We start from the raw sequence: 26,521 nt of genomic DNA, 5'->3' as shown, positions 1-26,521 counted from the left end.
ATAGAAAAGGTGCCGAACTTGGCACCTTTTATTTTAACCATTCTGTATGGAAAACTCCTTCTTTATCCACACGTTCGTACGTATGCGCACCGAAATAGTCGCGTTGCGCTTGAATTAAGTTGGCAGGCAATGTTTCCATTCGATAGCTGTCGTAGTACGCCAACGCACTTGAAAACGCTGGAACTGGAATGCCGCGCATCACCGCTACAGACACGATTTCGCGCAATGCTTGTTGATAGTTTTCGACGACTTCTTTGAAATATGGATCTAACAGCAAGTTTGGAAGCTGCGGATCGCGATCGTACGCTTCTTTAATTTTTTGTAAAAATTGCGCACGAATAATGCAGCCGCCGCGGAAAATCATCGCGATGTTTCCATATTGCAAGTTCCAATTATACGCCTCAGACGCCGCTTTCATTTGCGCAAAACCTTGCGCGTATGAGCAAATTTTGCTCATGTAAAGCGCGCGACGAACCGATTCAATAAATTGCGCATGATCCCCTTCAAACGGTTTGACTGCTGGGCCTGAAAGAATCTTGCTTGCTTTGACGCGCTCTTCTTTCATCGCTGAAATGAAGCGAGCAAATACTGACTCTGTAATAATCGGAAGAGGCACGCCTAAGTCGAGCGCATTTTGGCTCGTCCATTTTCCGGTTCCCTTTTGGCCGGCTTTGTCCAAAATGACATCGACAAGCGGTTTTCCTGTCTCCTCGTCGATTTTTGTAAAGATGTCCGCTGTAATTTCAATTAAGTAGCTATCTAATTCGCCTTTATTCCATTCCGCAAACACTTCATGCAGCTCTTGAGCATTTAAACCAAGCACATGTTTTAACAAGAAGTATGCTTCGGCAATGAGCTGCATATCGCCATATTCGATGCCGTTATGCACCATTTTTACGTAATGGCCGGCACCGTCTGGACCGATATAAGTCGTGCACGGCTCGCCATCCACTTTTGCCGCAATCGCTTCAAAAATCGGACGAACCAATTCGTGCGCTTCTTTTTGGCCGCCCGGCATAATAGACGGACCTTTTAGCGCTCCTTCTTCACCGCCGGACACTCCTGTGCCGATAAAGTGAATGCCGAGCTCAGCTAATTCTTTATTGCGGCGCTGCGTATCTTTAAAGTACGTATTTCCGCCGTCAATTAAAATGTCTCCTTTTTCTAAATATGGCTTTAACTGTTCAATCGTCGCATCGGTCGCTTCTCCCGCTTTTACCATCAGCAAAATTTTGCGCGGCTTTTCAAGCGCATTAACAAACTCTTCAATGCTGTATGTACCGACAATATTTTTTCCTGCTGCTTCTTTTAAAAATTCATCCGTCTTTTCACGCGAACGGTTGTATACGGCAACCGAATAACCTTTGCTTTCAATATTTAACGCAAGGTTTTTGCCCATGACGGCTAAACCAATCACACCAATTTGTTGTTTTGCCATGACAAAACGTCCTTTCTTTCCTTTTTTGTTTGTTCATGAAAGAACATACCACGCTCGTTTCACAATATCAAGTATTGTGATTGCTTTCTTCCATGTTTTGCACATGTTGTTTAATCGCATCGGATCCTTCTAAAGATGCAAACCATTTTTTCGGATCAATGATCGTAATGAGGCGCTCTGGCAAGTTTGCGATGCCGATAAAATATGGCGTTTGACGATACGCAAGCATATTGACTTGCTTAATGGCTTCTTCAGGAATATCAATAATTTCTTTCGCATCATCAACAATGAACGCGACCGATAATCCGTCCGCCATCACAACAACAAGGCGTGTCCGATCAGTAGGCGTGAACGGACGGTTATACAAAATGCGCGTTGTATCTAATACAGGCGTTAATTCTTCGCGAATGCGCACCACTCCAACCATATAATCCGGCATGTTTGGAATGAATGTCGGCGCTTCCATTTTTTCAATTGAAATGACATGTTCAACCGGAATCGCGTATTGTTCATTTTGCACTTGAAAAACCACAACTTTATTCATATCCCGAAGGTTCCCCCTCAAGTTTTTTCATTTATTATACCACAAAAAAGCAGGGGAGTCTTTTTATCCCCTGCTTGCGACCTCTTCCACAATTGAGACAACCATTTCCGCTGTTTTGACAAGCTCTTCAATCGGCATTCGCTCGTTCGTTGTATGAATTTCTTCGTAGCCAACCGCTAAGTTGACCGTTGGAATGCCAAAACCAGCAATCACGTTTGCGTCGCTTCCACCGCCGCTACGCAATAGACGCGGAGTGCGACCAATTTTTTCAAGCGCCCGTTTTGCTACTTCAACGACATGGTCGCCATCGGCAAATTTAAAACTTGGATACATCACTTCTACATCAACTTCCGCACGTCCGCCCATTTCTTCCGCCACTTTTTCAAACGCTTCTTTCATTTTCGCTACTTGCGCTTCCATTTTTTCTGGAACGAGTGAACGTGCTTCCGCTAAAATATCGACACGGTCGCACACGATATTCGTTTGTGTTCCGCCCTCAAAACGGCCGATGTTCGCAGTCGTTTCTTCATCGATGCGACCAAGCGGCATTTGGGCAATGGCTTTTGCCGCAATCGTAATCGCTGAAACGCCTTTCTCTGGCGCCACTCCGGCATGCGCCGTTTTTCCGTGAATGACCGCTTTTATTTTCGCTTGTGTTGGCGCCGCAACAATAATATCGCCAACTTTGCCGTCGCTATCAAGCGCATAGCCAAACTTCGCTTGAATGAGCGATGGATCCAATGCTTTCGCTCCAACAAGGCCTGACTCTTCACCGACGGTAATGATAAATTGAATGGTGCCATGAGCGATGTTTTTCTCTTTTAATACGCGAATCGCTTCAAGCATCGCCGCCAATCCTGCTTTATCATCGGCGCCTAAAATCGTTGTTCCATCTGTCACGATATAGCCGTCTTGAATGGATGGCTTCACGCCTTTACCAGGAACAACGGTATCCATATGGGATGTAAAATAAATCGGATCAACGCCTTCTTTTGTCGCTTCTAGCGTACAAATTAAGTTTCCGGCGCCATGCCCCGTTTTTGCGGTCGTATCGTCTTCAATGACATGAAGACCAAGCGCCTCGAATTTTTGTTTCAATACTTTCGCAATTTCACCTTCATGTTTCGTTTCCGAATCAATTTGCACAAGCTCTAAAAATTCGTCGACTAAACGTTGTTCATTGATCATAAAAACAAGCCTCCTACGCTATGTACTCATTTAAGATTATACATCATTTTTGTACAAAAGCGTAGAGAGGCCTTTTTTGTTATTTACAACGGAATATTTCCATGTTTTTTCTTCGGTCGCTCTTCATGTTTATCACGCAACATATCAAGCGCTTGAATAAGCTTGATGCGCGTCTCGCGCGGATCGATGACATCGTCAATCATCCCGTATTTGGCCGCCACATATGGATTGGCAAATTTTTGACGGTACTCGGCGATTTTTTGAGCCCGCGTTGCTTGCGGATCTGGGCTGTTAGCAATTTCTTGAGCGAAAATAATGTTCGCCGCCCCTTCTGGTCCCATAACCGCAACTTCTGCATTCGGCCAAGCATAAACGACATCGGCACCGATCGATTTGCTGTTTAATGCCACATACGCACCGCCATACGCTTTGCGTAAAATGACGGTGATTTTCGGCACCGTTGCTTCCGAGTACGCATATAAAATTTTGGCACCATGACGGATAATCCCGCCATGTTCTTGCTTAACGCCCGGGAAAAAGCCCGTGACATCCTCAAACGTAATAATTGGAATATTAAACGAATCGCAAAAACGAATGAAACGTGCTGCCTTATCCGATGAATCGATATCGAGTCCGCCCGCCATAAACTTTGGCTGATTGCACACGAGACCGACCACTTCGCCTTTGATGCGCGCAAAACCAATGACAATATTTTTCGCAAAGTCTTTTTGCACTTCCATAAATGAATCCGCATCAACGACTTGCTCGATCACTTTGCGAACATCGTATGGACGTACGGCATCGAACGGAACGGCATCAGCCAAATCTGGACGATAATCGTCATCGTTTGGAGCGGCAACCGCCGGCGGTTTCTCGCGATTGTTTTGCGGCAAATAGCTTAATAGCTTGCGAACTTGCATAAGCACTTCTTCTTCGCTTTTTCCGGAAAAATGGGCATTTCCGCTAATCGTATTATGTACGCGCGCCCCCCCTAAATCTTCGGCACTAATTTTTTCCCCGGTAACCGTTTCAATTACTTTTGGACCGGTAATAAACATTTGACTCGTTTTTTCAACCATGAACACAAAATCGGTAATCGCCGGCGAATATACCGCACCGCCTGCGCAGGGCCCCATGATCACCGAAATTTGCGGAATAACGCCAGAATAAATGGCATTGCGGTAAAAAATGTGTCCATATCCGTCTAACGAAAGCACTCCTTCTTGAATGCGCGCGCCGCCTGAATCGTTCAAGCCGATGACAGGGGCACCTGTTTTGGCTGCTAAATCCATTACATTTGCAATTTTTTTCGCATGCATCTCGCCAAGAGCCCCGCCAAAAACGGTAAAATCTTGGGAAAATAAATAAACACGTCGACCGTTTATTTTTCCGTAACCGGTCACAACTCCATCGCCAGGTCCTTTTTTATTTGCCAACCCAAAATCTGTACAACGATGCTCAATGAATGGGTTCAACTCGACAAATGTGCCTTCATCCACCAGCAAATCGATGCGTTCGCGAGCGGTTAGCTTTCCTTTTTCATGCTGCTTTTCGATTTTGTCATCGCCGCCGCCCATTTCAATTTCACGGCGTCGGTCGTAAAGCTCATTAATTTTATCGTAAATGTCTGTCATCATGCGCGCCCCCTTTCGCAAAGCTCATAAAGGACGCCATGAGCGGATTTTGGGTGCATGAAAGCAATATTTGCGCCTCCTGCCCCTCGCTTTGGCTGATCGTGAATCATGCGAATGCCGTTTGCCTTTAACTCATCAATGCGCGCTTGAATATCATCCACGCCAAGCGCGATATGATGAATGCCTTCTCCGCGCTTTTCGATAAAGGCGGCAATTGGACTATCTTCTGCCGTTGGTTCAAGCAATTCGATCTTGGCTTCGCCAATTTTTAAAAAAGCAACACGCACTTTTTCAGATTCCACGACTTCAATGCCTAAGCATTCAAGCCCTAATGTCTCGACATAAAACGGCAGCGCTTCATCGAGCGACTTCACCGCAATTCCAACGTGATCAATTTTTTTTACTTCCATTCATCCCATCCCCTTTGCTTCGTAAATAACGTTGGAATAGATTTAACATTTTATATTTCGATATTTTTCTGAAAATTACCTGCTATTTTTACAAAATTTTTTCACCTTGTCCACCTTTTTTTAACAAGCTAAAATAGTATAGAGGTGAAAGAAATGCGCCGGAAAAAAGTTCAAAAAATCATCGTCTATTTAATGCTCGGTTCGATGCTACTAACAACATTGCTAGCAGGGTTGAGCATGTGGGTATGAAAAAAGGCTGTCCCAATAAATGGGTCAGCCTTCCTTATTTATCTTTTGATGGCTCCATATTGCTTTCCTAGCTGTTCAAACGATTGATAACTTTTGACAACCGCCACTTTCGTTCCGATCGGCACCTTCGGAAAAAGCGCCTCAATTTCGCGATTGTGCATGCGTATGCACCCTTGCGAAATATAGCGGCCAATGGAAGAAGGCGCATTTGTTCCGTGAATGCCGTACGTTCTCCCCTCTGTTCCTTTCGCATCAAAACCGATCCAGCGGCTGCCGAGCGGGTTGTTCGGCGCTCCACCCGGAATGTTTTTCTTTCGATAGTATGGATTGATTGCTTTCACCGTCACCGTAAACAATCCTTCGGGTGTTAATTGATTGGTTTTTCCCGTCGCAACGCGATACACATTTTCAATTTTTCCATTGCGAATAAAAGCCAGTTGATTGGTCTGTTTATTGACAATTAACATCGGATCGCCAACGCGCGGATTTTGCCCGAGCGGCCAAAGCGGTGAAATAAGAAGAAAAAGCGCAAGCAATAGCGGCATGAAATCACCCTTTTTTCCTTATTGTTCGACAAAAAGGAGCAAATGATGCTACGAAGCTTTGAATTGACTTTTAATGATCAAATATTGCTCCATTTCTTTGACAAAATGAAGCAAAGCCGCTCGTTCTTCAAACTCTTCACGCGTCTTTGGCAACGGCATTTCTTGAAACTGCTTTTTCATCTCTTCTAGCTGACGAATAAATTTTAATGCCGTATTTCCCGGGTGAATCGCATCGCTCAATTCATCAATAAAATCAGCAATCATGTTTCGCTGTTCGACCGTATAGGTTATGGATGTAATAAGCGGCAAGACGCGTTCAATAATTTCAAATTGCTTTTCACGCATGCGAAAGTATCGATAATAATAATCTTCATTGCGCAAAAAATGATTTTCGACGTTTTGCAGCGCCAACGTTTTGGCTTGTTGAAGCATCTCAGCGGTCAGCGTAATTTCTTTTCCATCCCATTGGCTTTCGTTTGTCCGCAAATAATGAACAATCTCTTTAAAAATGATTCGAAATAAATCTTCAATAATGCGCTGATATTCTTTCAGTTTATTTTCAACGCTCGGCATATACATATTGACAAGCAGCGCGACGCCAATGCCGATGATAATCAACAACAATTCATTGTATAAGAGCTTCGCTGTCATTTGTTCTGCCATATAAAAATGCAAAATAATAACCGAGCTCGTCGAAATTCCTTCCGTTACTTTTAACGCAACCGTTGTCGGTATGAAAAAAAGAAGCAAAAGAGCAATCGCAATCGGATGATAACCGATTCCTTCAAAAAATAAAAACGAGAAAAGCATTCCCGTAACACAAGCGATAAAACGCGCCCAAGCGCTTTTCAATGATTTTTTTTTCGTCACTTGAATACACAAAATGGTAAGAATCCCTGCAGATGCGAAATTTTGCAAATTCAACGACTGCGCTAAACTGATTGCGATTGCTGTTCCCACCGCTGTTTTTGCCGTTCGATAGCCGATTTTGAACATGTCAATCAAACCTCTCTCAAAATAAAAAGATGATCATCCGATCATCTTTTTATTATAGCACCTTTTCTAAAAAGTCTTGAGCGCGTTTGCTTTTCGGTTTTGTGAAAAATTGTTGCGGCGGTGCATCTTCCACAAGCATTCCACCATCTAAAAAGAGTACGCGGTCTGCCACTTCGCGCGCAAACCCCATTTCATGCGTAACGATCAACATCGTCATCCCTGTATGAGCGAGTGATTTCATTACATCTAATACTTCTTTGACCATTTCTGGGTCCAATGCAGATGTCGGTTCATCAAACAACATCACTTCTGGTTCCATCGCCAATGCTCTCGCAATCGCTACACGCTGCTTTTGTCCGCCTGATAAACGGCTCGGATATTCGCTTTCTTTCTCTTCCAAACCTACTTTCTTTAAAAGGGCGCGCGCTGCTTGTTCGGCTTCTTCCTTTGCCATCCCTTTTACATGAATCGGTGCATACGTTAAATTTTCCATCACTGTCATATGCGGAAATAAGTGAAAATGTTGAAACACCATCCCAACGTTTTGGCGCACTCGCATAATGTCCGTTTTTTTATTGGTGATCTCATGCTCGCCGATCCAAATTTCACCGCTTGTCGGCTCTTCTAACAAATTCAGGCAGCGCAAAAACGTCGATTTTCCAGAGCCGGATGGTCCAATAATAGCCACCACTTCCCCTTGAGAAATCGTCGTTGTAATTCCTTTTAACACCTCTAACTTTCCAAACGACTTATGAAGATTGTTTACCTTAATCACTTTTTCTCATTCTCCTCTCAACGGCTTTGCCGATCAGAGTTAATCCCATGACCATCACATAATAAATGAGACCAGCAAACAGAAGCGGTTCAAAATACGCATACTTCTCGCCGCCGACAATGTATGCGCGGCGCATAATATCCATCGCACCAATGACCGTCACCACTGCCGATTCTTTTGTAAGCGTAATAAACTCGTTCATTAATGCCGGCAAAATATTTTTTAACGCTTGCGGCAAAATGATATCCCACATCATTTTACGATAAGGAATTCCCAATGCCATCGCCGCTTCCCTTTGCCCTTTGTCCACCGCTAAAATCCCGGCGCGGATAATTTCAGAAATGTAAGCGGCAGAGTTTAAACCGAATGAGATGACCGCCGCTGGAAATGCCTCAATTTGAAAACCGATCAATTGGGGCAAACCGTAATAGACGACCATGAGCTGTAAAATAAGAGGTGTTCCCCGAAATACGGATGTGTACACATCCGCAAACCATGTAAGAGCTTTGATCTTTCCAATTTTAAACAATGCTAAAATGATTCCAAAGGCAAACCCAAGCAATGCGGCTAATCCGACAATTTTAAGCGTGACCCATATCCCTTCTAAAATAAAAGGGATCGAGGGCACGATTTGTGCAAAATTCATGCCCAATCTCCCCCTTTTTACTTCTGATCAAACCATTTTTGAATGAGTTTATCCACTTCACCTTTTGCTATTTTTTCTTTTAACACCTTATTAAACTCTTCGGTTAGCTTGCTACCTTTCGGAAAAGCAATAGCATAACCGGCTTCTTCTTCATTCGTTGGAATCGTATGACCTTCTAATTTTTCTTTATTGTTTTGGATGTATCCTTTCGCAACTGTATCTTCAATAATCGCCGCATCAAAACGTCCGGAAAGAATTTCTTGAATCAACTCAGGAATGCGATTGCGGCTTTCAATTTTCATATCAATCGTTTTCGCTAATTTCTTTGCCTCCCCTTCTTGAATCGAACCAAGCTGGACGCCAACCGTTTTCCCTTTCAAATCTTCTACCGTTTTAATCCCGCTTCCTTTTTTAGCTACAATCATATTTTTAGCGACATAGTACACATCCGAAAAATCAGCATTTTTCTTTCGTTCTTCCGTCGGAGTCATCCCCGCAAGCACAAAGTCAACCTTCCCTGCTTGCAATGCCGGAATAAGACCGTTAAAATCCATGTCGACGATTTCAAGTTCATAGCCCAACTCTTTGGTAATCATTTTGGCTAAATCAACGTCAAAGCCAATAATTTCGTTTCCTTTCGCCGTGTCAATGTACTCAAACGGCGCATAATCCGCAGATGTTCCCATTTTGAGAACTTTCTTCGTTTCGCCTTCACTATTTGTTTTCTCGCCGGATGCACCACACGCAGATAGTACACCGATCGATAACACGCTTGTTAATAATAATGTCAACCATTTCTTCACAATAAGTCCCCCTTTATTTTCTAAAAATTTTAAATAATTTTAAAAATATTTTGAAATAAGTTTTAATCCGTTTCAATCTTGATCTTCATAAGATTGAATATATATTCGATGGTATGTATATTAACACATAAACTAATAAATATACAACATTTTTTTTAAATATAAATATTTTTATTTTCAAAGAATAATAAACAATTTTTCGTTAAAAAAAGAACGAGACGCTTAACGAGCGCCTCGTTCATATTGTTCAATCAGTTGCTGAACAGCCATCGTCACAGGCTGTTTCCCGTCCATCACCTCTCGCTCAAGCGACGGCAATGTCTGCTTGACGATCGGATGAGCAAAAAAGCTTGTTTCCAAGTAATCTTTAATCATCGCGTAAAGCCAGTCTTTCATTTGCATTCGCCGTCTTTCCATAAAAACGCCGGATTTTTTCGTGACTTCCATGAACTGTTGAATCACATCCCAAATTTCCGCAATTCCTTCTCCGAGCAGTGCAGAACATGTATAAGCTTTCGTTTTCCATCCTTTTGTCGCATGGCGTAAATAGTGCAAAATTTGATTATACTCCGCTTTTGCTAATTCAGCGCGCTTTTTATTGTCTCCGTCCGCTTTATTAATGACAATCGCATCGACAAGCTCCATAATTCCTTTTTTCATCCCTTGCAGCTCATCGCCAGCACCTGTTAATGCAAGCAACAGGAAAAAGTCGACCATTCCGCGCACCATTCCTTCGCTTTGGCCAACGCCAACCGTTTCAATCAAAATGACGTCATAGCCTGCTGCCTCGCATAAAAGCATCGTCTCCCGCGTTTTTCGATGCACCCCTCCCAGCGTTCCGCCCGATGGCGATGGGCGAATAAACGCGCGCGGATGGCGGGCGAGTTGCTCCATGCGCGTTTTATCGCCGAGAATGCTTCCGCCCGTTAATGAACTGCTCGGGTCAACCGCCAACACCGCCACACGATGTCCTCGTTCGCATAAAAATGTGCCAAACGCCTCAATAAACGTGCTCTTCCCCGCTCCGGGAACGCCTGTAATGCCGATGCGAAGCGAATTTCCCGTATGAGGCAACAGCTGTTGCAAAAGCTGTTGGGCCATCGCCATATGACGCTCCGCATTGCTTTCAACAAGGGTGATCGCTTGCGCCAAAATCGTCCGGTCGCTCGCGAGCACTCCTTCGACATACTCAGAAATGGAACGCTCTTTTCGTTTCACCCATCTTTTTTTCATGGAGGATGAGAGTGGCTCTTCTTTGCGCACGTATGTCGCAAACGCTTCATTGTTTTCATCCGGAGTCCATTCCGGACGGTCATATTTATTCATCGCTTTCGCCCGCTTCCTCATAACCTAATCGCTTATAAATTTCTTCAAGCACTTTTTGGGCGGCAACGGGAATAATCGTTCCCGGACCAAAAATAGCCGCAGCCCCGTGTTCGTATAAAAACTCATAATCTTGCGCTGGAATGACTCCGCCGACAACAACGACGATGTCTTCTCGCCCGAGCTTGCGCAACTCTTCCATCAATTGTGGCAACAACGTTTTATGACCAGCCGCCAATGAACTTATGCCGATGACATGAACATCGTTTTCCACCGCCTGCCGCGCGGTTTCTTCCGGCGTTTGAAACAACGGACCGATGTCGACATCAAATCCTAAATCAGCAAACGCCGTCGCAATCACTTTCGCTCCGCGGTCGTGTCCATCTTGCCCCATCTTCGCAACTAAAATGCGCGGTCTTCTTCCTTCCAGCTCGTAAAATTCATCCGTCATTTGCTTCACGCGTTCAATTTCTTCTTCGTTTGTATATTCCGAGCTGTAAACGCCGCTAACGGAACGAATCGTCGCTTTATGGCGTTTGGCGACTTTTTCAATCGCATACGAAATTTCCCCTAACGTTGCGCGTGCCCGCGCCGCTTCGACCGCTAATTCAAGCAAATTGCCTTCCCCTGTTTCCGCTGCTTTCGTAATCGCTTCTAATGTTTGCTGTACGCGTTCTTCATCGCGAGAAGCGCGCAACTGCTTCAACCGTTCGATTTGCCGCATGCGCACCGCTGTATTGTCCACTTCTAAAATTTCGATCGGCACTTCTTTTTCAGGTCGATATTTGTTCACGCCGATAATCGTTTCTGCACCAGAATCAATTCTCGCCTGCCGTCTTGCGGCCGCTTCTTCAATGCGCATTTTCGGCAGTCCAGTTTCAATCGCTTTCGCCATCCCGCCGAGGTTTTCGATTTCTTCAATATGCTGCCACGCTCTCTTCATTAATTCGTTCGTCAATGTTTCGACATAATAAGATCCAGCCCAAGGATCAATCACGTTACAAATGCCGGTTTCATCTTGTAAATAAAGCTGTGTATTGCGGGCAATGCGCGCAGAAAAATCGGTCGGCAAGGCGATCGCTTCATCGAGCGCGTTCGTATGCAACGATTGCGTATGACCAAGCGCCGCTGCCAATGCTTCAATGCATGTGCGCGTCACGTTATTGAACGGATCTTGCTCCGTCAAGCTCCAGCCGGATGTTTGCGAATGCGTCCGCAACGCGAGCGACTTCGGATTTTTCGGGTTGAATGTTTTCATCATTTTTGCCCAAATGACGCGCGCCGCTCTCATTTTCGCGACTTCCATAAAGTAATTCATGCCGATCGCCCAGAAAAATGAAAGTCTTGGCGCAAAGGAGTCAATGTCAATTCCAGCCTTTAATCCTGTACGGACGTACTCTAATCCATCAGCGAGCGTGTAGGCTAATTCAAGGTCAGCAGGCGCTCCCGCTTCTTGCATATGATATCCGGAAATGCTGATGCTGTTAAACTTCGGCATATGTTTCGCTGTATACGCAAAAATATCAGCGATGATGCGCATTGACATTTCCGGCGGATAAATGTACGTGTTGCGCACCATGTATTCTTTTAAAATATCGTTTTGAATCGTTCCGGTTAATTGCTCTTGCTTGACTCCTTGTTCTTCCGCGGTGACAATATAAAACGCCATAATCGGCAATACCGCCCCGTTCATCGTCATCGACACCGACATTTGATCAAGCGGAATGCCGTCAAATAAAATTTTCATGTCCAACACAGAGTCGATGGCTACCCCTGCTTTTCCCACATCGCCGACAACGCGCGGATGGTCGGAGTCATAACCGCGATGTGTCGCAAGGTCAAAGGCAACCGAAAGACCTTTTTGCCCCATGGCTAAATTGCGGCGATAAAAGGCGTTGCTTTCTTCTGCTGTCGAAAAACCGGCATATTGGCGAATCGTCCATGGCCGATTGACATACATCGATGGATAAGGTCCACGCAAATACGGCGGAATGCCCGGCATATAATCAAGAAAATCCAATTCTTCTATATCTTTTTTCGTGTATAATGGCTTAATCGCAATTTGTTCATTCGTTTGAAACAGCAAATCGTCCAGCGATGCCTTTAATTTTTCTTCAATCGCTTGCTTCCATTGCTGTTCGTCTACTTTTTCGCTCATCACTTGCAAAGAAACGTTCGTAAAATCGACCTTTCTACTCATCGAGAGCCACCCCCATCTCTTTCATAAATTCCGCCAGCGTCTCATAACCATTCGAACCGATATGAATAAAGCCATCGATCCCTGCTTGGACAAATGTCCCTTCGATTTCAGGAGCTTGTTTTCCGGCGACATACAGTTTCAGCTGCGGATTGGCTTTTTTCATTTCCTCCGCAATCGTCGGAACCGTATTGACGTAGCTTTCGTCTGAACCGCAAATGATATAATGCGTACCTTCAACGGAAAGCGCTCCTTTAATCGCTTCCCCTGCGGACATATAGCCATCATTTTTCACCACTTCAAAACCGCCGGCTTCAAAAAAACCGGTAATAAAATCGGCTCTCGCTTTATGATTCGGAATGGTGCCAAGATTGATTAAAACCACTTTCGGACGGCTGCCGTGCTTTTCTAAATGAGCCTCGGAAGCTTGGCGCAATTGTTCAAACGGCTCGGCTAAACGCCATTGCTTAATGGATTGAATGCGAATAGATGGGCCACTTTCCTCCAATGCTTTCATCATTTCTTGAGCGGTCGCTCGACTTGCAGCCAAAGCAATGGCTGTTTGCATCAATTGTTTCTCGTTGAATCCAGATTTTAATTGTGACACATTCTCTTCATTGATTGATTCTTCAAAAGATGCCTTAACCTGTTTCTTTTCTTCTGTTCTTTGTACAGGTGGCTCTGCCAAATTTGCATAGAAGTTTGTGCCGACAATTTTTTCTTTGCGCGTTTTCACATTGTTCTTACGCAGCTCGGCGACTTTTTCCACCTCTGCTTGAACAAATCCTTCTTCAAGCGCTTTGGTCATGCCGCCTTTTGCTTCGATTTGTTGAAACAGCTTCCATGCTTCTTCCGCTAATTGAGCAGTGAGCGACTCGACGTAATACGAACCTCCAGCTGGGTCAATGACTTTATCGATATGCGCTTCCTCTTTTAAAATGAGCTGAACGTTGCGCGCAATTCTACGCGAAAATTCATCAGCTAGACGAATCGGTTCATCAAACGGAGAAACATGCAAACTGTTCGCTCCGCCCACCGTTGCCGCAAACGCTTCTGTTGTCGCCCGAAGCATATTCACATATGGATCATATACCGTTTTTGTAAAATAGGACGTGCGCGCATGAATGGCCATTTTTTGCGACTTTTCATTGCCGCCAAACGCTTGAACAATATTGGCCCAAACGAGACGAGCCGCACGAAGCTTCGCAATTTCCATAAAGAAATTCGAACCGATCGCAAACGAAAAATGGATGCGCTGCGCCGCTTCATCGATCGTTAACCCTCGATTGAGACACTCGTTCAAATATTCCACCGCAGTGGCAAACGCAAACGCCAATTCTTGAACGGCATTTGCTCCGCCATTATGATACGGCTCGCTGTGAACGATGATTGTTTTGACACGCGGCATATGCTCTTTCGCCCATGCGGTCATATTTGCCATGACGTCGTACAATGTCGTTAAAGATGTGGATAACTGTCCTTTTTCAACAAGAGCCGCAAGCGGATCCATGCCGACTGTGCCGCGCAATGCATCGAGCGGAACTTGCTGTTTTTCTAAATAAGCCGCTAACAATGCCAAAAACGGAAGAGAGCATTCGCCCGCATCCACTCGGAGAGAGTAGTTTTGAAGAGAAATTCCCGAGAACATCTCTTCTAGATCGTTGAGTGACGTGACAGGAAAGCCAATTTTGTCCAACACAAGATGAATTTCCGTTTGCCCTCTTGCTAGATCATGCTTGGCGATTTCATTCCATTCCTTCGCGTTACGAGCTGACAATTCTTGGCTGACCAACCACGGTTCTTGAATGTAACCATTCACATGAATTCCGCGTACATAACGAGGAAATCCCGGATACTGCTCAATATGCTCCAATGATTCGAGATCTTCGCGTGTATAAATTGGTTTTATGCGCAAATTTTCATAAGTCGTCGAATAAAGCTTTTCAATTGGTTTTCCTTTTAAAGATTTCTCTACTTCTCGCTTCCACTCTTCATAAGTCGGAGGCGGAAACGACTGGTTTTTCATCGCAGAGATATGTTCCATTCATACTCCCTCCCCTTTGCATTAAGAAAGCCATTTCTCCTGTACCCTTAGTCAAAATAAAATAAAAGAAATCGCTTACTTTCGGATTTTTAAAAATATTCTATATATGTTTATTGTAGTATATCTGTATAGTTCTAGCAATGAACAAAACAAACGAAAGCTTCTTGCACTTTCATATAATTTTAAAAATAAAAAAGAACTGTTCTTCTTCGAGCAGTCCAAGCAAACGATCAATGAGAATGAGCCCTTTCCATTCAGTCCCTAATGATTCCGCGGCTTGTTCCGATTAAAACTTCCTTCCCATTTTGGTTTCGATAGACAATTTCCATGGCCACTTTTTTGTATCCTTCCATCGGTGTAACTTCGGTGATGGTTAGTTCACACGTAATCGTATCGCCTGTGAAAACGGGGCGAATGTATTCGAAATTCATTTCTCGCGCAATATAATTCAAATCTCCGCCGATTTTTGTGCCAATGCTAGCTGTAAATAAGCCGTGTACCATGAAACGTCCCTTTTCATCCCGCTCCATATGATGCCTTCCTTTATCTCCCGATAGCTGCGCAAACTGGAACGTTTCTTCCTCAGTAAACGTTCTTTCCCAGGTAAATACGTCTCCTGCTTTGATATCCACAAAATCATCTCCCATTCCTCAGGATTAAATATTTAAATTTTCATTATATTCTAACATATTATACTAAAATGGCTTTCTTTCATAAAATTTAATAGTCCCCCACTAAGTAGCTGAAGCTTGTGAATATGTAGTAAGATTCAAGTTGAGTCTCCGACATATCTCATCATGAATAGAAGACCGCTTTTCTGCCATAGGCGGCAAGATTTTTCTTGCCGCCCCGGCATGCTAGAAGCATGCCGATTCCGAACGTAAAACGCATGACAGACAAATTCATTTGTCTGATGGCGTTTTCGTTCGGAGAAGTGGCAGAAAAGCTTGTTTATGTCGGAAAATTAAGCTTATCATATATAGATAAAAAAAAAGAAAGTCCTCCTTTACTCTATTAGCAGTTAACGTATGGTTGGATTCTCCACTAAATTTTGATACTTCCATCGAAGTCCATAAAAAACCACCGCGATGATTTTCGCGGTGGTTTTCGTCTATCAATAAATCGGCGTGTTGTCTTTGGACATATTTTCTAAAATTTCTTTGACGCGTGCAAGGAAGCGTCCGCAAATTAAACCGTCAAGGACGCGATGGTCAAGAGAGAGACATAGATTCACCATGTCGCGAATGGCGATCATGCCGTCTTTGACAACCGGGCGTTTGACGATCGCTTCGACTTGCAAAATCGCCGCTTGCGGATAGTTGATAATGCCCATCGATTGCACAGAGCCGAAGGAACCGGTGTTGTTGACCGTGAATGTGCCGCCTTGCATATCTTCTGGACGAAGTTTGCCTGCGCGCACTTTTGCGGCTAACTCGGCAATTTCGCGGGCGATGCCTTTGATTGACTTTTCATCGGCATGTTTAATGACAGGTACAAATAACGCGTCATCTGTCGCAACCGCAATCGAGATGTTGATGTCTTTCTTCTGCACGATTTTGTCTCCCGCCCACATCGAGTTCATTTGCGGGAATTCTTTTAACGCTTGCGCCACGGCTTTCACGAAGAATGCAAAGTATGTTAAATTGAAGCCTTCGCGTTTCTTAAATTCGTCTTTAATCGAATCGCGGTAAGCGACTAAGTTTGTGACATCGACTTCAACCATCGTCCATGCATGCGGCGCTTCATGTTTGCTGCGAAGCATGTTCGTTGCGATCGCTTTGCGTACAGGTGTAACAGGAATTTCAATGTCGCCTGCTTGAACTGGGATGGTTGGTGCCGCTGGTTGTTTTGGAGCAGCCTCTTCTTCCGCTTTTGGCGCTTCTTGAACTGGTGTCGCCGGTTGAACCGGAGCCGCTTGGGCAGCTGGTTTTTGACCCGCTGTTGGAATATTGCCAGATTCAATTAACTTCAAAAGATCTTTACGCGTAATGCGGCCGCCCATTCCCGTTCCTTGTACTTGCTCAAGGTCGATGTTATACTCTTGGGCCAAGCGAAGAACGGCTGGTGAGTAGCGGCCTTTTGCTCCTTTTTTCGGTGGTGGAGCGGCTTGTGCTGTTTCCGCTTTTGGCGCTTCTTCTTGTTTTGTTTCCGCTTCTTGGGCCGCTCCGTCTTCTCCTTCCACTTCAATCGTACAAATGACCGCGCCAACTGGTAATGTTTCGCCTTCTTTTGCGATTAATTCTTTAATGACGCCTGTAAACGAAGACGGAATTTCAGCATTGACTTTATCGGTCATGACCTCCGCGAGCGGATCGTATTTATTGACGCGATCGCCAACGGACACAAGCCATTGGCTGATCGTTCCTTCCGTTACGCTTTCGCCGAGCTGCGGCATCGTAATTTTTTCAATCGCCATCGTGACCCCTCCTTAAAACTGCGCCAGCTCGCGCATCGCCTTTTCAACTTTATCCGGATTGACCATAAAGAATTTTTCCATCGTCGGCGCATATGGCATCGCTGGTACGTCTGGACCGGCTAGACGCATAATCGGCGCATCTAAATCAAACAAGCAATGTTCCGCGATAATTGCAGCCACTTCGCTCATCACGCTTCCTTCTTTGTTGTCTTCGGTTACAAGAAGCACTTTTCCTGTTTTGCTTGCTGCTTCAATGATCGCTTCTTTGTCAAGCGGATAGACCGTGCGCAAGTCTAAAATGTGCGCCGAAATGCCGTCTTGAGCCAATTTTTCTGCCGCTTGCAGCGCAAAATGAACGCATAATCCGTACGTAATAACCGTAATATCTTCCCCTTCACGTTTCACATCCGCTTTTCCGATTGGCAATACGTAATCATCTTCCGGCACTTCGCCTTTAATCAAGCGGTAAGCTCGTTTATGTTCAAAGAAAAGAACGGGATCTTCATCGCGAATCGCCGCTTTTAACAATCCTTTCACATCATAAGGAGTGGACGGCATGACAATTTTTAATCCTGGCTGGTTCGCAAAAATCGCTTCAACCGATTGGGAATGATAGAGCGCACCGTGAACGCCTCCCCCATATGGCGCACGAATGACAAGCGGACAGTTCCAATCGTTGTTCGAACGATAACGAATGCGCGCCGCTTCTGAAATAATTTGGTTCACCGCGGGCATAATAAAGTCAGCAAACTGAATTTCGGCAACCGGACGCATCCCATACATCGCTGCTCCAATCGCCACTCCGACGATCGCCGATTCCGCTAGCGGCGTATCGATGACGCGCTGCTCGCCAAACTGTTCATATAAACCGTTTGTCGCGCGAAACACGCCGCCGCGCTTTCCAACGTCTTCTCCTAAAATAAAGACGCGCTCATCACGTTCCATTTCTTCACGAAGAGCCATCGTAACGGCATCAATATAGGAAATAACAGGCATACGCAATCCCCCTTACTCAGCATAGACATATCGTAATGCATGTTCAGGCTCCGCATACGGCGCTTTTTCCGCATAGTCGGTCGCCTCATTCACTTCTTTCATGACACGATCGAGAATCTCTTTTTCTTTTTCCTCTGTTAATACGCCCACTTCTTTTAAATACAACCCAAACGTATGAATCGGATCTTTCTTTTTCGCTTCTTCCACTTCTTCTGGATTGCGGTATGTGCGATCATCATCATCCGAAGAATGCGGCGTTAAGCGATAGCATACCGCTTCAATTAACGTCGGACCTTCGCCGCGGCGAGCACGATCAGCGGCTTCTTTCACAACGCGATACACTTCAAGCGGATCGTTTCCATCGACCGTATAACCCGGCATGCCGTAACCGATCGCGCGATCCGATACTTTTTCGCACGCCAACTGTTTTTGGATCGGAACGGAGATGGCGTATTTATTGTTTTCGCACATGAAGATGACCGGCAATTTATGAACGCCTGCAAAGTTCGCTCCTTCATGGAAATCGCCTTGGTTGGAAGAACCTTCTCCAAACGTTACGAACGCAACAAAGTCTTTTTTCTCCATCTTTCCAGCAAACGCAATGCCGACCGCATGCGGCACTTGCGTCGTTACTGGAGATGAACCCGTCACGATGCGATTTTTCTTTTTCCCGAAGTGACCTGGCATTTGACGGCCGCCGGAATTTGGATCTTCCGCTTTCGCAAATGCCGAAAGCATTAATTCTCTCGCCGTCATTCCAAACGTCAGCACAACTCCCATATCACGGTAGTAAGGCAAAACGTAGTCTTTTGTGCGGTCAAGCGCAAATGCAGCACCGACTTGAGCCGCTTCTTGTCCTTGGCACGAAATGACAAACGGAATTTTTCCAGATCGGTTTAATAGCCACATCCGCTCATCAATCTTTCGTGCTAACAACATCGTTTCATACATTTGCAAAACGGTTTCGTCGCTTAATCCTAACGCGTGATGACGATTTTCCGCCATAAAAATTCCTCCTTTTAAATGTGAATCGCTTTTCCATCAAGCGCGAGCGCAGCTTCCGCGATGGCTTCCGAAAGCGTCGGATGCGGATGAATTGTGTGAGCGATCTCCCATGGTGTCGCGTCGAGCACGCGCGCTAATCCCGCTTCTGAAATCATATCGGTCACATGCGGACCAATCATATGCACACCAAGCAAATCGTCGGTTTTGGCATCAGCGATGAGTTTCACAAAACCTTCTGCTTCACCATAAACGAGCGCCTTTCCAATCGCTTTAAACGGAAATTTGCCTACTTTAACGTCATACCCTTTCGCTTTCGCCTCTTCCTCCGTCAAACCGACACTTGCCGCTTCCGGACGGCTGTAAATGCATTTTGATACCATTGTGTAATCAAGCGGAAGCGGATTTTTTCCTGCGATATGCTCAACGGCAATGATTCCTTCATGAGAAGCAACATGCGCTAACTGCAATCCGCCAATCACATCGCCGATCGCATAAATATGCTTTTCTTTCGTTTGATAAAATTCGTTCGTTTGAATAAATCCTTTTTCCACGACAATGTCCGTATTTTCAAGTCCAATTCCTTCAATGTTTGCTTGTCGTCCGACCGAAACGAGCATTTTTTCAGCGAAGAACGTCTCGACTTTCCCGCCGCAATCGGCTTGAATTGTGATACCGTTTTCAATTTGTAACGTTTCAGGCAACACTTTTGCGCTTGTGACGATGCGAATGCCGCGCTTTTTTAAAAGCCGTTCCATTTCTTTAGAAATGTCGCGATCTTCTGTCGGCAAAATGCGATCCGCATACTCAATGACGGTGACATTCACACCGAAATCATGAAGCATCGATGCCCATTCAATGCCGATCACGCCGCCGCCGACAATGATGATTGAAGCTGGCAAGCTTTCTAGTTGCAACGCTTCATCGGATGTTAATACGTACTGACCGTCAATCGCTAAACCCGGTAACGTGCGCGGACGCGATCCTGTCGCGATGATCACGTTTTTCGGAATGAGCATTTCGTTTTCCGAACCATCGTTCATCTCAACGGAAACCGTTCCCGGCATCGGCGAGAAAATTGATGGTCCTAAAATGCGTCCCGTTCCTTCATAAACATCGATTTTACCTTTTTTCATCAACATTTGAATGCCTTTATGCAATTGATCGATAATTTGTTGTTTGCGCGCTTGCACTTTCACAAAATCAAGACGAACATCGCTTGCAAGCACCCCGAACGCTTCGCCTTGTTTCGTTTGCGCATATACTTCCGCGCTGCGAAGCAACGCTTTGCTCGGAATGCATCCCGCATGCAAGCACGTTCCGCCAAGCTTTCCTTTTTCGACAACAGCCGTTTTTAATCCGAGTTGAGCCGCACGAATCGCCGCCACATATCCGCCTGTGCCGCCACCTAATATGACAAGATCATACTCTTTTGCCATCGTCCTCATTCCTCTCTATTTCCAAACGGTTGTTTTGACCACATTTCCCGGATATTCTTTTGCTTCTTCCTCACCGCGTAAAACACGCAACGCTCCTTCAGCAAGCGCTTGCAATTCATTCTCGCCTGGCTGCACGATCACATCGGCAATCCATTGAACGCGATCCGCAATTTCTTTCACAAATTCTTTTCCATAGGCTAAGCCGCCCGTTAAAATAATCGCATCGACTCGACCGGCGAGCACGGCGCTTGCCGCCCCGATTTCTTTTGCAACTTGGTACGCCATCGCACTGTAAACGAGCTTTGCTTTTTCATCGCCAGCAGCGATCATTTTTTCAACTTTCACCGCATCGTTTGTGCCTAAATAACCGACTAATCCGCCGCGGCCGACGAGCATTTTCATAATTTCTTCACGGTAATACTCGCCGGAAAAACATAGCGAAACGAGATCTCCCGCCGGAACGGTTCCTGCACGTTCTGGGCTAAACGGCCCTTCTCCGTCTAATCCGTTATTCACATCAACCACACGCCCTTGCTTATGGGCACCGACCGTAATTCCACCGCCCATATGCGCGACAATGAAGTTGACTTCTTCATATTTTTTGCCCATTTGTTTCGCTACGCGGCGAGCGACTGCTTTTTGATTGAGCGCATGAAAAATGCTGCGTCTTTCAATCAGAGGAAATCCCGAAATTCTAGCAATCGGCTCCAATTCATCAACGACAACAGGGTCGACAATAAACGCCGGAATATTTAACGCCGATGCGATTTCATAAGCTAAAATGCCCCCTAAATTGGAAGCGTGTTGTCCTGAATAACCGAGTCGTAAATCTTTTAACATTTCTTCATTGACGGCGTACGTGCCCCCTTCAATCGGACGCAATAATCCACCTCGTCCGCATACCGCACTTAATTTGGAAATGTTAATCCCTTCCTTATCAAGCGCTTCCAAAATCGTTTGTTTTCGAAATTCATATTGATCGATAATCGATTTGTATGTTTGCAATACTTCTGTGTCATGACGAATCGTCGTTTCTAATATTGGACGCTCATCGTCAAACACGCCAATTTTGGTTGAGGTTGATCCAGGATTAATAACAAGGATGCGAAATGATCGTTCGTGCAACGTGTAAAACCTCCTTTGATCGCTCGGAAGCGGAAGATCCGCTTCCGAAACCATTTAACGACTGCGACGGCGGCTTAAAATATGTTGGCCGTTTTGTAAAAATTGGCTGCGTGATTTGCGCATTTTTTCAATGCGTTCCTCTGCCAAACGGTCTGCCGCTTTGTAAGTCGGGATGTTATCGCGTTTAGCAATTTCAAATACTTTTTCAATGTTGTTGTAGATTTGCTCTACTTTTTTCATCGCACGTTCACGGTTATAACCGTATAACTCGTCAGCGACGTTAATAACTCCCCCTGCGTTGATAACATAATCCGGTGCATAAACGATGCCTAATTCATGAATCATGTCACCGTGTCTTGCCTCTTTTAATTGGTTATTTGCCGCACCGGCAATCACTTTTGCTTTTAATTTTGGAATCGTTTCGTCATTGATGATTCCGCCAAGCGCACATGGTGCAAAAATATCGCATTCAACTTCGTAAATGTCGTTCGGATCGACCGCTTTTGCGCCAAATTCTTCAACCGCGCGTTGGACCGCTTCTTTATTAATGTCCGTAACAATTAATTTCGCTCCTTCTTCGTGAAGGTGGCGGCATAAGTTGTACGCAACGTTTCCAACGCCTTGCACCGCGATCACTTTTCCTTCTAATGAATCGCTGCCAAACGCTTCTTTCGCCGCTGCCTTCATGCCGCGATACACACCGTAAGCGGTAACAGGAGAAGGGTTTCCTGATGAACCGAACGCCGGCGAAATGCCTGTCACATAATCGGTTTCTTCATAAATAATGTCCATGTCCGCAACGGTTGTACCAACGTCTTCCGCTGTGATATATCTTCCGTTTAATCCTTGAATAAAGCGGCCGAACGCTCTAAACATCGCTTCGTTTTTATCTTTGCGCGGATCACCGATGATCACGGCTTTTCCGCCGCCAAGGTTCAATCCAGCCGCTGCGTTTTTGTACGTCATCCCGCGCGCAAGGCGAAGAGCATCTTCAATCGCTGCCTCTTCGGATTCATACATCCACATGCGTGTACCGCCTAAAGCAGGCCCAAGCGTTGTATCGTGAATCGCAATAATGGCTTTTAATCCTGACTCTTTATCTTGGCAAAATACTAATTGCTCATAATCGTATTGCTCCATGTATTTGAAAATTTCCATGTATATTCCCCCTCGAATTAATTTGTTGCACAAATGGCTAATGCTAAAGAGTATAGTTTACTCTCTGCAGAATCAGCTCGTGATGTCAAAACAATCGGTGCCTTTGCGCCTGCAATGATGGCGCCAACTTTAGCATTCGCGAAATAAACAAGCGATTTGTATAACACATTTCCTGTTTCAATATTTGGCACGAGCAAAATATCGGCTCGCCCTGCAACCTCACTTCGAATCCCTTTATGTTGAGCGGATTCGATGGACACTGCATTGTCAAGCGCTAACGGACCATCGACAATGCAATCAGTCAACTGTCCCCGCTGACTCATCAGCGATAATGCGGCCGCATCAATCGTTGCCGGCATCGCCGGATTGACGACTTCCACCGCCGCAAGCGGTGCGACCTTCGGCTTCTCGATGCCGATTGCTTTCGCCACTTTTACAGCATTCGCAACAATCTCAGCTTTTTGCTGTAAGTCAGGCGCAATATTCATCGCCGCATCTGTCACAATGATATAGCGATCATAATTTGGAACTTCAAAAACGGCGACATGGGACAATACATTCCCTGTTCGCAAACCATATTCTTTATGAAGAACCGCTTTTAAAATCGTAGCGGTCGGCACATTTCCTTTCATCAGCACATTCGCTTCATTTCCATGAACAGCGCGAACCGCAAGTTCTGCTGCCTCCGCTTTCGAATCAGCATGAATAATGCGGATGTTTCCGCTTTCGACGTAGTGAACATATTCGCCTAAAAGATCATAAATCTTTGGTTCGTCGCCATATAACAAAAACTGACCGAATCCAGATTGTAACGCTTGAATAACCGCCTTGATGACTTCTGAATCTTCCGCCGCTGCCACCGCAACAGTTGCTTCGGCAAGTTGGGTTGCTTTGGTAATCAACGATTCCAGCTTCATTTCATGCATTCAACCCCTTTGTTTTTTACGTTCACCCTTTATTTATGCAAAAACCATGCCAACTTTTTTTGTATTGAAAACGCTTTATTTTCCACTGTTTTTGTCTGCATGTTTTTGCATACTATGAAGATTATTGCATGCTATTTTTATCAAGTCCATATTTTTCGAGTTTATAGTATAAATTGCGAATCGAAATGCCTAATTTTTTTGCCGTTGCTGTTTTATTTCCATTACACTCCTTTAAAACGCTTTCAATAACGGACGCTTCGTACTGATCAAGCATTTCTGCTAACGTTTTGTTCTCTTCTTTTAACGCAATTGATGCAGATGGAACGTTTCGTTCTTTTTCGTCATGTAACATTGGGATATGTTTTCGATCAATTTTCACTTCATTGTATTTCATAAAAATCATGGCTCGGCCAAGCACATTTTCAAGCTCGCGAACGTTCCCTGGCCAATCGTAAGAAAGCAAATACGCAAGCGCTTCATCCGTAATTCCTTCGACGTTTCGTCCATAATCTTGATTCAATTTTTGAATTAAATGCTGGCATAAAGCAGGAATATCTTGTTTTCGAGCGCGAAGAGGAGGAATATAAATCGGCATGCGATTGAGACGGTAATACAAATCTTCGCGAAATGTGCCATCAGCAATCGCTTTCTCTAAATGAACATTTGTTGCGGCAATGACGCGAACATTAATCGGAATCGGCTTCGTTCCGCCGACGCGCACAATTTCCCGTTCTTGCAAAACGCGCAATAATTTTGCTTGCATGTTGGCAGACAGTTCACCGATTTCATCTAAAAAAATGCTTCCGTTGTTTGCTTCTTCAAATAACCCTTTTTTTCCGCCGCGCTTTGCACCCGAAAAGGCGCCCTCTTCATAGCCAAACAATTCGCTTTCCAAAAGCGATTCAGAAATGGCTGCACAGTTCACGCGAATAAACTTATGATATTTTCGGTCGCTCGCATTATGAATCGCATGGGCAAACAATTCTTTTCCCGTCCCGGACTCTCCGCGCAGCAAAATGGTTGCTGGCGTTTTGGCGGCTAATTTCGCTTGTTCAATCGCAATCATCATTTCTTCTGATGTGCCGATAATATCATCAAATGAATATTTCGCCTCCAATGTTCGAATAATTTGTCGGGCGCGATCCAATTCCGCTGTCAACCGTTGAATTTCCGATACATCGTGAATGACACCAACGCTTCCTTTCAACACGCCATCGACGATAATCGGAGCGACATTAACCACCACTTCACGCTTCTTCGGTCCAACTTTCATGCGCGCACCGCGCACAGGACGGCGCGTTTTTAGCACTTTCATATGCATGCTTTCCCCTTCGGAAATGTCAGCCGTTGCGGGTTTCCCAATGACTTGTTCTTCGGAAAGGCCCGTTAGCTTTGTATAAGCCGGGTTAATTAAAATTCCCTTCCCATGTTCATCAACGACGGAAATCGCCTCTTCCGAAGAATGAATAATCGCCTCCAGCATCGTCCGAATTTCTTTTAAATTTGTTACTTCTTCCGCCAATTGAACGACTTCTGTAATATCTTTAAATACCGCAAACGCTCCAAATGATTTTCCTGTTTCATCGATGAGCGGAATTCGTGTCGTAATAATTTTTCGTCCGTTTTCTAATTTTAATTCTTGATGGAGTTCAACCGCTTTCGTTTTTAACACACGCGGAAGCCCGCTTGATGGGATGATGTCTAAAATATGTTTTCCTAACGCTTGCTTTTTTGTTTTCTCTATCATTTTTTCTGCACTTGGATTCATATGGGTAATATAGCCATTTTCATCAATCACGATCATTCCGTCGTGCGTCGAGTTAAAAATTAAATCGTGTTTCGTCGTTTCGTTCTTTAAGGTCGTAATTAACTGTTCTTTTTCTTCTACTAATTGAGCGATAATATAAGCAATCGAACCAGGAATGACAACCGTATGATCTGAACATGCTTGACGCAATTCAGAAAACACGCGACTATCTCCTGTTGCCTCAACGACAATGTCAATATCGTCTGTTAAAAAAGAACGCCAATCGTTTCCCGTCATAATATGCATCGAACGAGCTAACTCCAGTCCCGGTGCTTGATCATTTTGATCGATGATCGCCACTACTTCCATTAATTTTGTTTCGTGAAACATTTTTAATAATGCACTGCCGCCTTTTCCAGCGCCAACAATCAACACTTTTTTCATCGTTTCTCACCATCACCCATTTGTTTGCAATTTTTTGCAGACAATTTCATCATAGCGTTCTTTTCTCTTCTTGACAAATAGTTGAAAACATTTATGATGGAATCAGAAACTTCGGAAAGGATTTTTCTTATGCAGCGAATGATTGCCTTAATCATTTTACTCATTCCTGGCTTTTTAGCGGCACTCGGAATCAAATGGATGAGAGATACCGTTTTCGGAATTTTACATCCCCCGCTCCCTTCTCTTTTCGTGCAATTTTTGGCTGGACTTTTATTTTTTATCGTTGGTCTAGCGTTCATTGGCGGATTTATATTGCATCGCGACCGCAAACGAAATAAAGTGCAACCTCGTTTCCAAAAAAAGAAGCGCTCCGAGTCGGAATGATATTATCCCTCTTGTGTAGACAGTGTAGAAAAAGGACACACTGCTATACAGGAGGGATTTTTTTGGATAAATCAAATGCAAAATACAAAAGC

At 44.7% G+C, this 26,521-nt stretch carries 25 protein-coding genes; 3 read left to right on the top strand and 22 right to left on the bottom strand.

Features of this window, described 5'->3' with window-relative positions; genetic code table 11:
* Positions 1-28: 28 nt before the first annotated feature.
* The 5 genes from gndA to mce form a co-directional block, all read right to left on the bottom strand.
* Entirely contained in the window at positions 29-1,438 is a 1,410-nt protein-coding gene (gene gndA, locus EDD69_RS00115; protein WP_132946949.1) for an NADP-dependent phosphogluconate dehydrogenase, read from the bottom strand.
* 67 nt (positions 1,439-1,505) lie between these two features.
* Positions 1,506-1,982: a chemotaxis protein CheW gene (locus EDD69_RS00110; RefSeq protein ID WP_132946948.1), complete on the bottom strand. Its 477-nt coding sequence runs from the start codon at positions 1,980-1,982 to the stop codon at positions 1,506-1,508.
* A gap of 63 nt (positions 1,983-2,045) precedes the next feature.
* Complete coding sequence (locus EDD69_RS00105; RefSeq protein WP_132946947.1) at positions 2,046-3,170, bottom strand: tripeptidase T; 1,125 nt, start codon at positions 3,168-3,170, stop codon at positions 2,046-2,048.
* Positions 3,171-3,253: 83 nt separating this feature from the next.
* Positions 3,254-4,804, bottom strand: a complete 1,551-nt coding sequence (locus EDD69_RS00100) for an acyl-CoA carboxylase subunit beta (protein ID WP_132946946.1) — start codon at positions 4,802-4,804, stop codon at positions 3,254-3,256.
* Complete coding sequence (gene mce / locus EDD69_RS00095; RefSeq protein ID WP_132946945.1) at positions 4,804-5,214, bottom strand: methylmalonyl-CoA epimerase; 411 nt, start codon at positions 5,212-5,214, stop codon at positions 4,804-4,806. Before mce ends, EDD69_RS00100 begins: the two co-directional genes overlap by 1 nt.
* 153 nt (positions 5,215-5,367) lie before the next feature.
* Here mce and prli42 point away from each other — a divergent pair, with 153 nt between their 5' ends.
* Positions 5,368-5,463 (top strand): stressosome-associated protein Prli42, encoded by a 96-nt coding sequence (gene prli42, locus EDD69_RS15160; RefSeq protein ID WP_165871690.1) that lies wholly within the window; start codon positions 5,368-5,370, stop codon positions 5,461-5,463.
* A 38-nt stretch (positions 5,464-5,501) separates the two neighbouring features.
* Here prli42 and EDD69_RS00090 read toward each other — a convergent pair whose 3' ends face one another.
* The 9 genes from EDD69_RS00090 to EDD69_RS00050 form a co-directional block, all read right to left on the bottom strand.
* Positions 5,502-6,008 (bottom strand): L,D-transpeptidase, encoded by a 507-nt coding sequence (locus EDD69_RS00090; RefSeq protein ID WP_132946944.1) that lies wholly within the window; start codon positions 6,006-6,008, stop codon positions 5,502-5,504.
* A gap of 48 nt (positions 6,009-6,056) precedes the next feature.
* Positions 6,057-7,004, bottom strand: coding sequence for an aromatic acid exporter family protein (locus EDD69_RS00085; RefSeq protein ID WP_132946943.1), 948 nt, complete (start codon positions 7,002-7,004; stop codon positions 6,057-6,059).
* Positions 7,005-7,056: 52 nt separating this feature from the next.
* Positions 7,057-7,779: an amino acid ABC transporter ATP-binding protein gene (locus tag EDD69_RS00080; protein WP_132946942.1), complete on the bottom strand. Its 723-nt coding sequence runs from the start codon at positions 7,777-7,779 to the stop codon at positions 7,057-7,059.
* Positions 7,772-8,425 (bottom strand): amino acid ABC transporter permease, encoded by a 654-nt coding sequence (locus tag EDD69_RS00075; protein ID WP_424565314.1) that lies wholly within the window; start codon positions 8,423-8,425, stop codon positions 7,772-7,774. The genes EDD69_RS00080 and EDD69_RS00075 overlap by 8 nt, the downstream gene beginning before the upstream one ends.
* Before the next feature lie 17 nt (positions 8,426-8,442).
* Positions 8,443-9,228 (bottom strand): transporter substrate-binding domain-containing protein, encoded by a 786-nt coding sequence (locus tag EDD69_RS00070; protein ID WP_132946940.1) that lies wholly within the window; start codon positions 9,226-9,228, stop codon positions 8,443-8,445.
* A gap of 222 nt (positions 9,229-9,450) precedes the next feature.
* Positions 9,451-10,554: a methylmalonyl Co-A mutase-associated GTPase MeaB gene (meaB, locus tag EDD69_RS00065; RefSeq protein ID WP_132946939.1), complete on the bottom strand. Its 1,104-nt coding sequence runs from the start codon at positions 10,552-10,554 to the stop codon at positions 9,451-9,453.
* On the bottom strand, positions 10,547-12,751 hold the full coding sequence (gene scpA, locus EDD69_RS00060; protein WP_132946938.1) for a methylmalonyl-CoA mutase: 2,205 nt from the start codon (positions 12,749-12,751) through the stop codon (positions 10,547-10,549). Before scpA ends, meaB begins: the two co-directional genes overlap by 8 nt.
* Complete coding sequence (locus EDD69_RS00055) at positions 12,744-14,792, bottom strand: methylmalonyl-CoA mutase family protein (protein WP_132946937.1); 2,049 nt, start codon at positions 14,790-14,792, stop codon at positions 12,744-12,746. The genes scpA and EDD69_RS00055 overlap by 8 nt, the downstream gene beginning before the upstream one ends.
* A gap of 254 nt (positions 14,793-15,046) precedes the next feature.
* Positions 15,047-15,424, bottom strand: a complete 378-nt coding sequence (locus EDD69_RS00050; protein ID WP_132946936.1) for a MaoC family dehydratase — start codon at positions 15,422-15,424, stop codon at positions 15,047-15,049.
* A 209-nt stretch (positions 15,425-15,633) separates the two neighbouring features.
* Between EDD69_RS00050 and EDD69_RS15155 the strand changes: the two genes are divergently transcribed.
* Positions 15,634-15,810: a hypothetical protein gene (locus tag EDD69_RS15155; protein ID WP_165871689.1), complete on the top strand. Its 177-nt coding sequence runs from the start codon at positions 15,634-15,636 to the stop codon at positions 15,808-15,810.
* 96 nt (positions 15,811-15,906) lie between these two features.
* On the opposite strand, the gene EDD69_RS00045 is transcribed toward EDD69_RS15155, so the two are convergent.
* The 8 genes from EDD69_RS00045 to EDD69_RS00010 all read right to left on the bottom strand — a co-directional run bounded on the left by EDD69_RS00045 (position 15,907) and on the right by EDD69_RS00010 (position 26,045).
* Complete coding sequence (locus EDD69_RS00045) at positions 15,907-17,208, bottom strand: dihydrolipoamide acetyltransferase family protein (RefSeq protein WP_132946935.1); 1,302 nt, start codon at positions 17,206-17,208, stop codon at positions 15,907-15,909.
* A gap of 12 nt (positions 17,209-17,220) precedes the next feature.
* Positions 17,221-18,204 (bottom strand): alpha-ketoacid dehydrogenase subunit beta, encoded by a 984-nt coding sequence (locus EDD69_RS00040; protein WP_132946934.1) that lies wholly within the window; start codon positions 18,202-18,204, stop codon positions 17,221-17,223.
* Between the two features lie 12 nt (positions 18,205-18,216).
* Entirely contained in the window at positions 18,217-19,209 is a 993-nt protein-coding gene (locus EDD69_RS00035) for a thiamine pyrophosphate-dependent dehydrogenase E1 component subunit alpha (protein WP_132946933.1), read from the bottom strand.
* Positions 19,210-19,223: 14 nt separating this feature from the next.
* Positions 19,224-20,645, bottom strand: coding sequence for a dihydrolipoyl dehydrogenase (lpdA, locus tag EDD69_RS00030; RefSeq protein ID WP_132946932.1), 1,422 nt, complete (start codon positions 20,643-20,645; stop codon positions 19,224-19,226).
* A 15-nt stretch (positions 20,646-20,660) separates the two neighbouring features.
* A complete protein-coding gene (gene buk / locus EDD69_RS00025) occupies positions 20,661-21,770 on the bottom strand; it encodes a butyrate kinase (protein ID WP_132946931.1) in 1,110 nt (369 codons plus the stop codon).
* Positions 21,771-21,824: 54 nt separating this feature from the next.
* On the bottom strand, positions 21,825-22,928 hold the full coding sequence (gene bcd / locus EDD69_RS00020; RefSeq protein ID WP_132946930.1) for a branched-chain amino acid dehydrogenase: 1,104 nt from the start codon (positions 22,926-22,928) through the stop codon (positions 21,825-21,827).
* A 17-nt stretch (positions 22,929-22,945) separates the two neighbouring features.
* Positions 22,946-23,845, bottom strand: a complete 900-nt coding sequence (gene yqiS / locus EDD69_RS00015) for a phosphate butyryltransferase (protein ID WP_132946929.1) — start codon at positions 23,843-23,845, stop codon at positions 22,946-22,948.
* Positions 23,846-23,975: 130 nt separating this feature from the next.
* Positions 23,976-26,045: a sigma 54-interacting transcriptional regulator gene (locus EDD69_RS00010; RefSeq protein WP_132946928.1), complete on the bottom strand. Its 2,070-nt coding sequence runs from the start codon at positions 26,043-26,045 to the stop codon at positions 23,976-23,978.
* Between the two features lie 129 nt (positions 26,046-26,174).
* On the opposite strand from EDD69_RS00010, the gene EDD69_RS00005 reads away from it, so the two are divergent.
* Entirely contained in the window at positions 26,175-26,429 is a 255-nt protein-coding gene (locus tag EDD69_RS00005) for a DUF2627 domain-containing protein (RefSeq protein ID WP_132946927.1), read from the top strand.
* Positions 26,430-26,521 lie beyond the last annotated feature (92 nt).

This window comes from Thermolongibacillus altinsuensis (genome assembly GCF_004341205.1).
In the GTDB taxonomy this organism is placed as follows: domain Bacteria; phylum Bacillota; class Bacilli; order Bacillales; family Anoxybacillaceae; genus Thermolongibacillus; species Thermolongibacillus altinsuensis.
The sequence above is the reverse complement of the archived record's forward strand: the minus strand, read 5'-3'. Positions and strand labels throughout refer to the sequence as shown.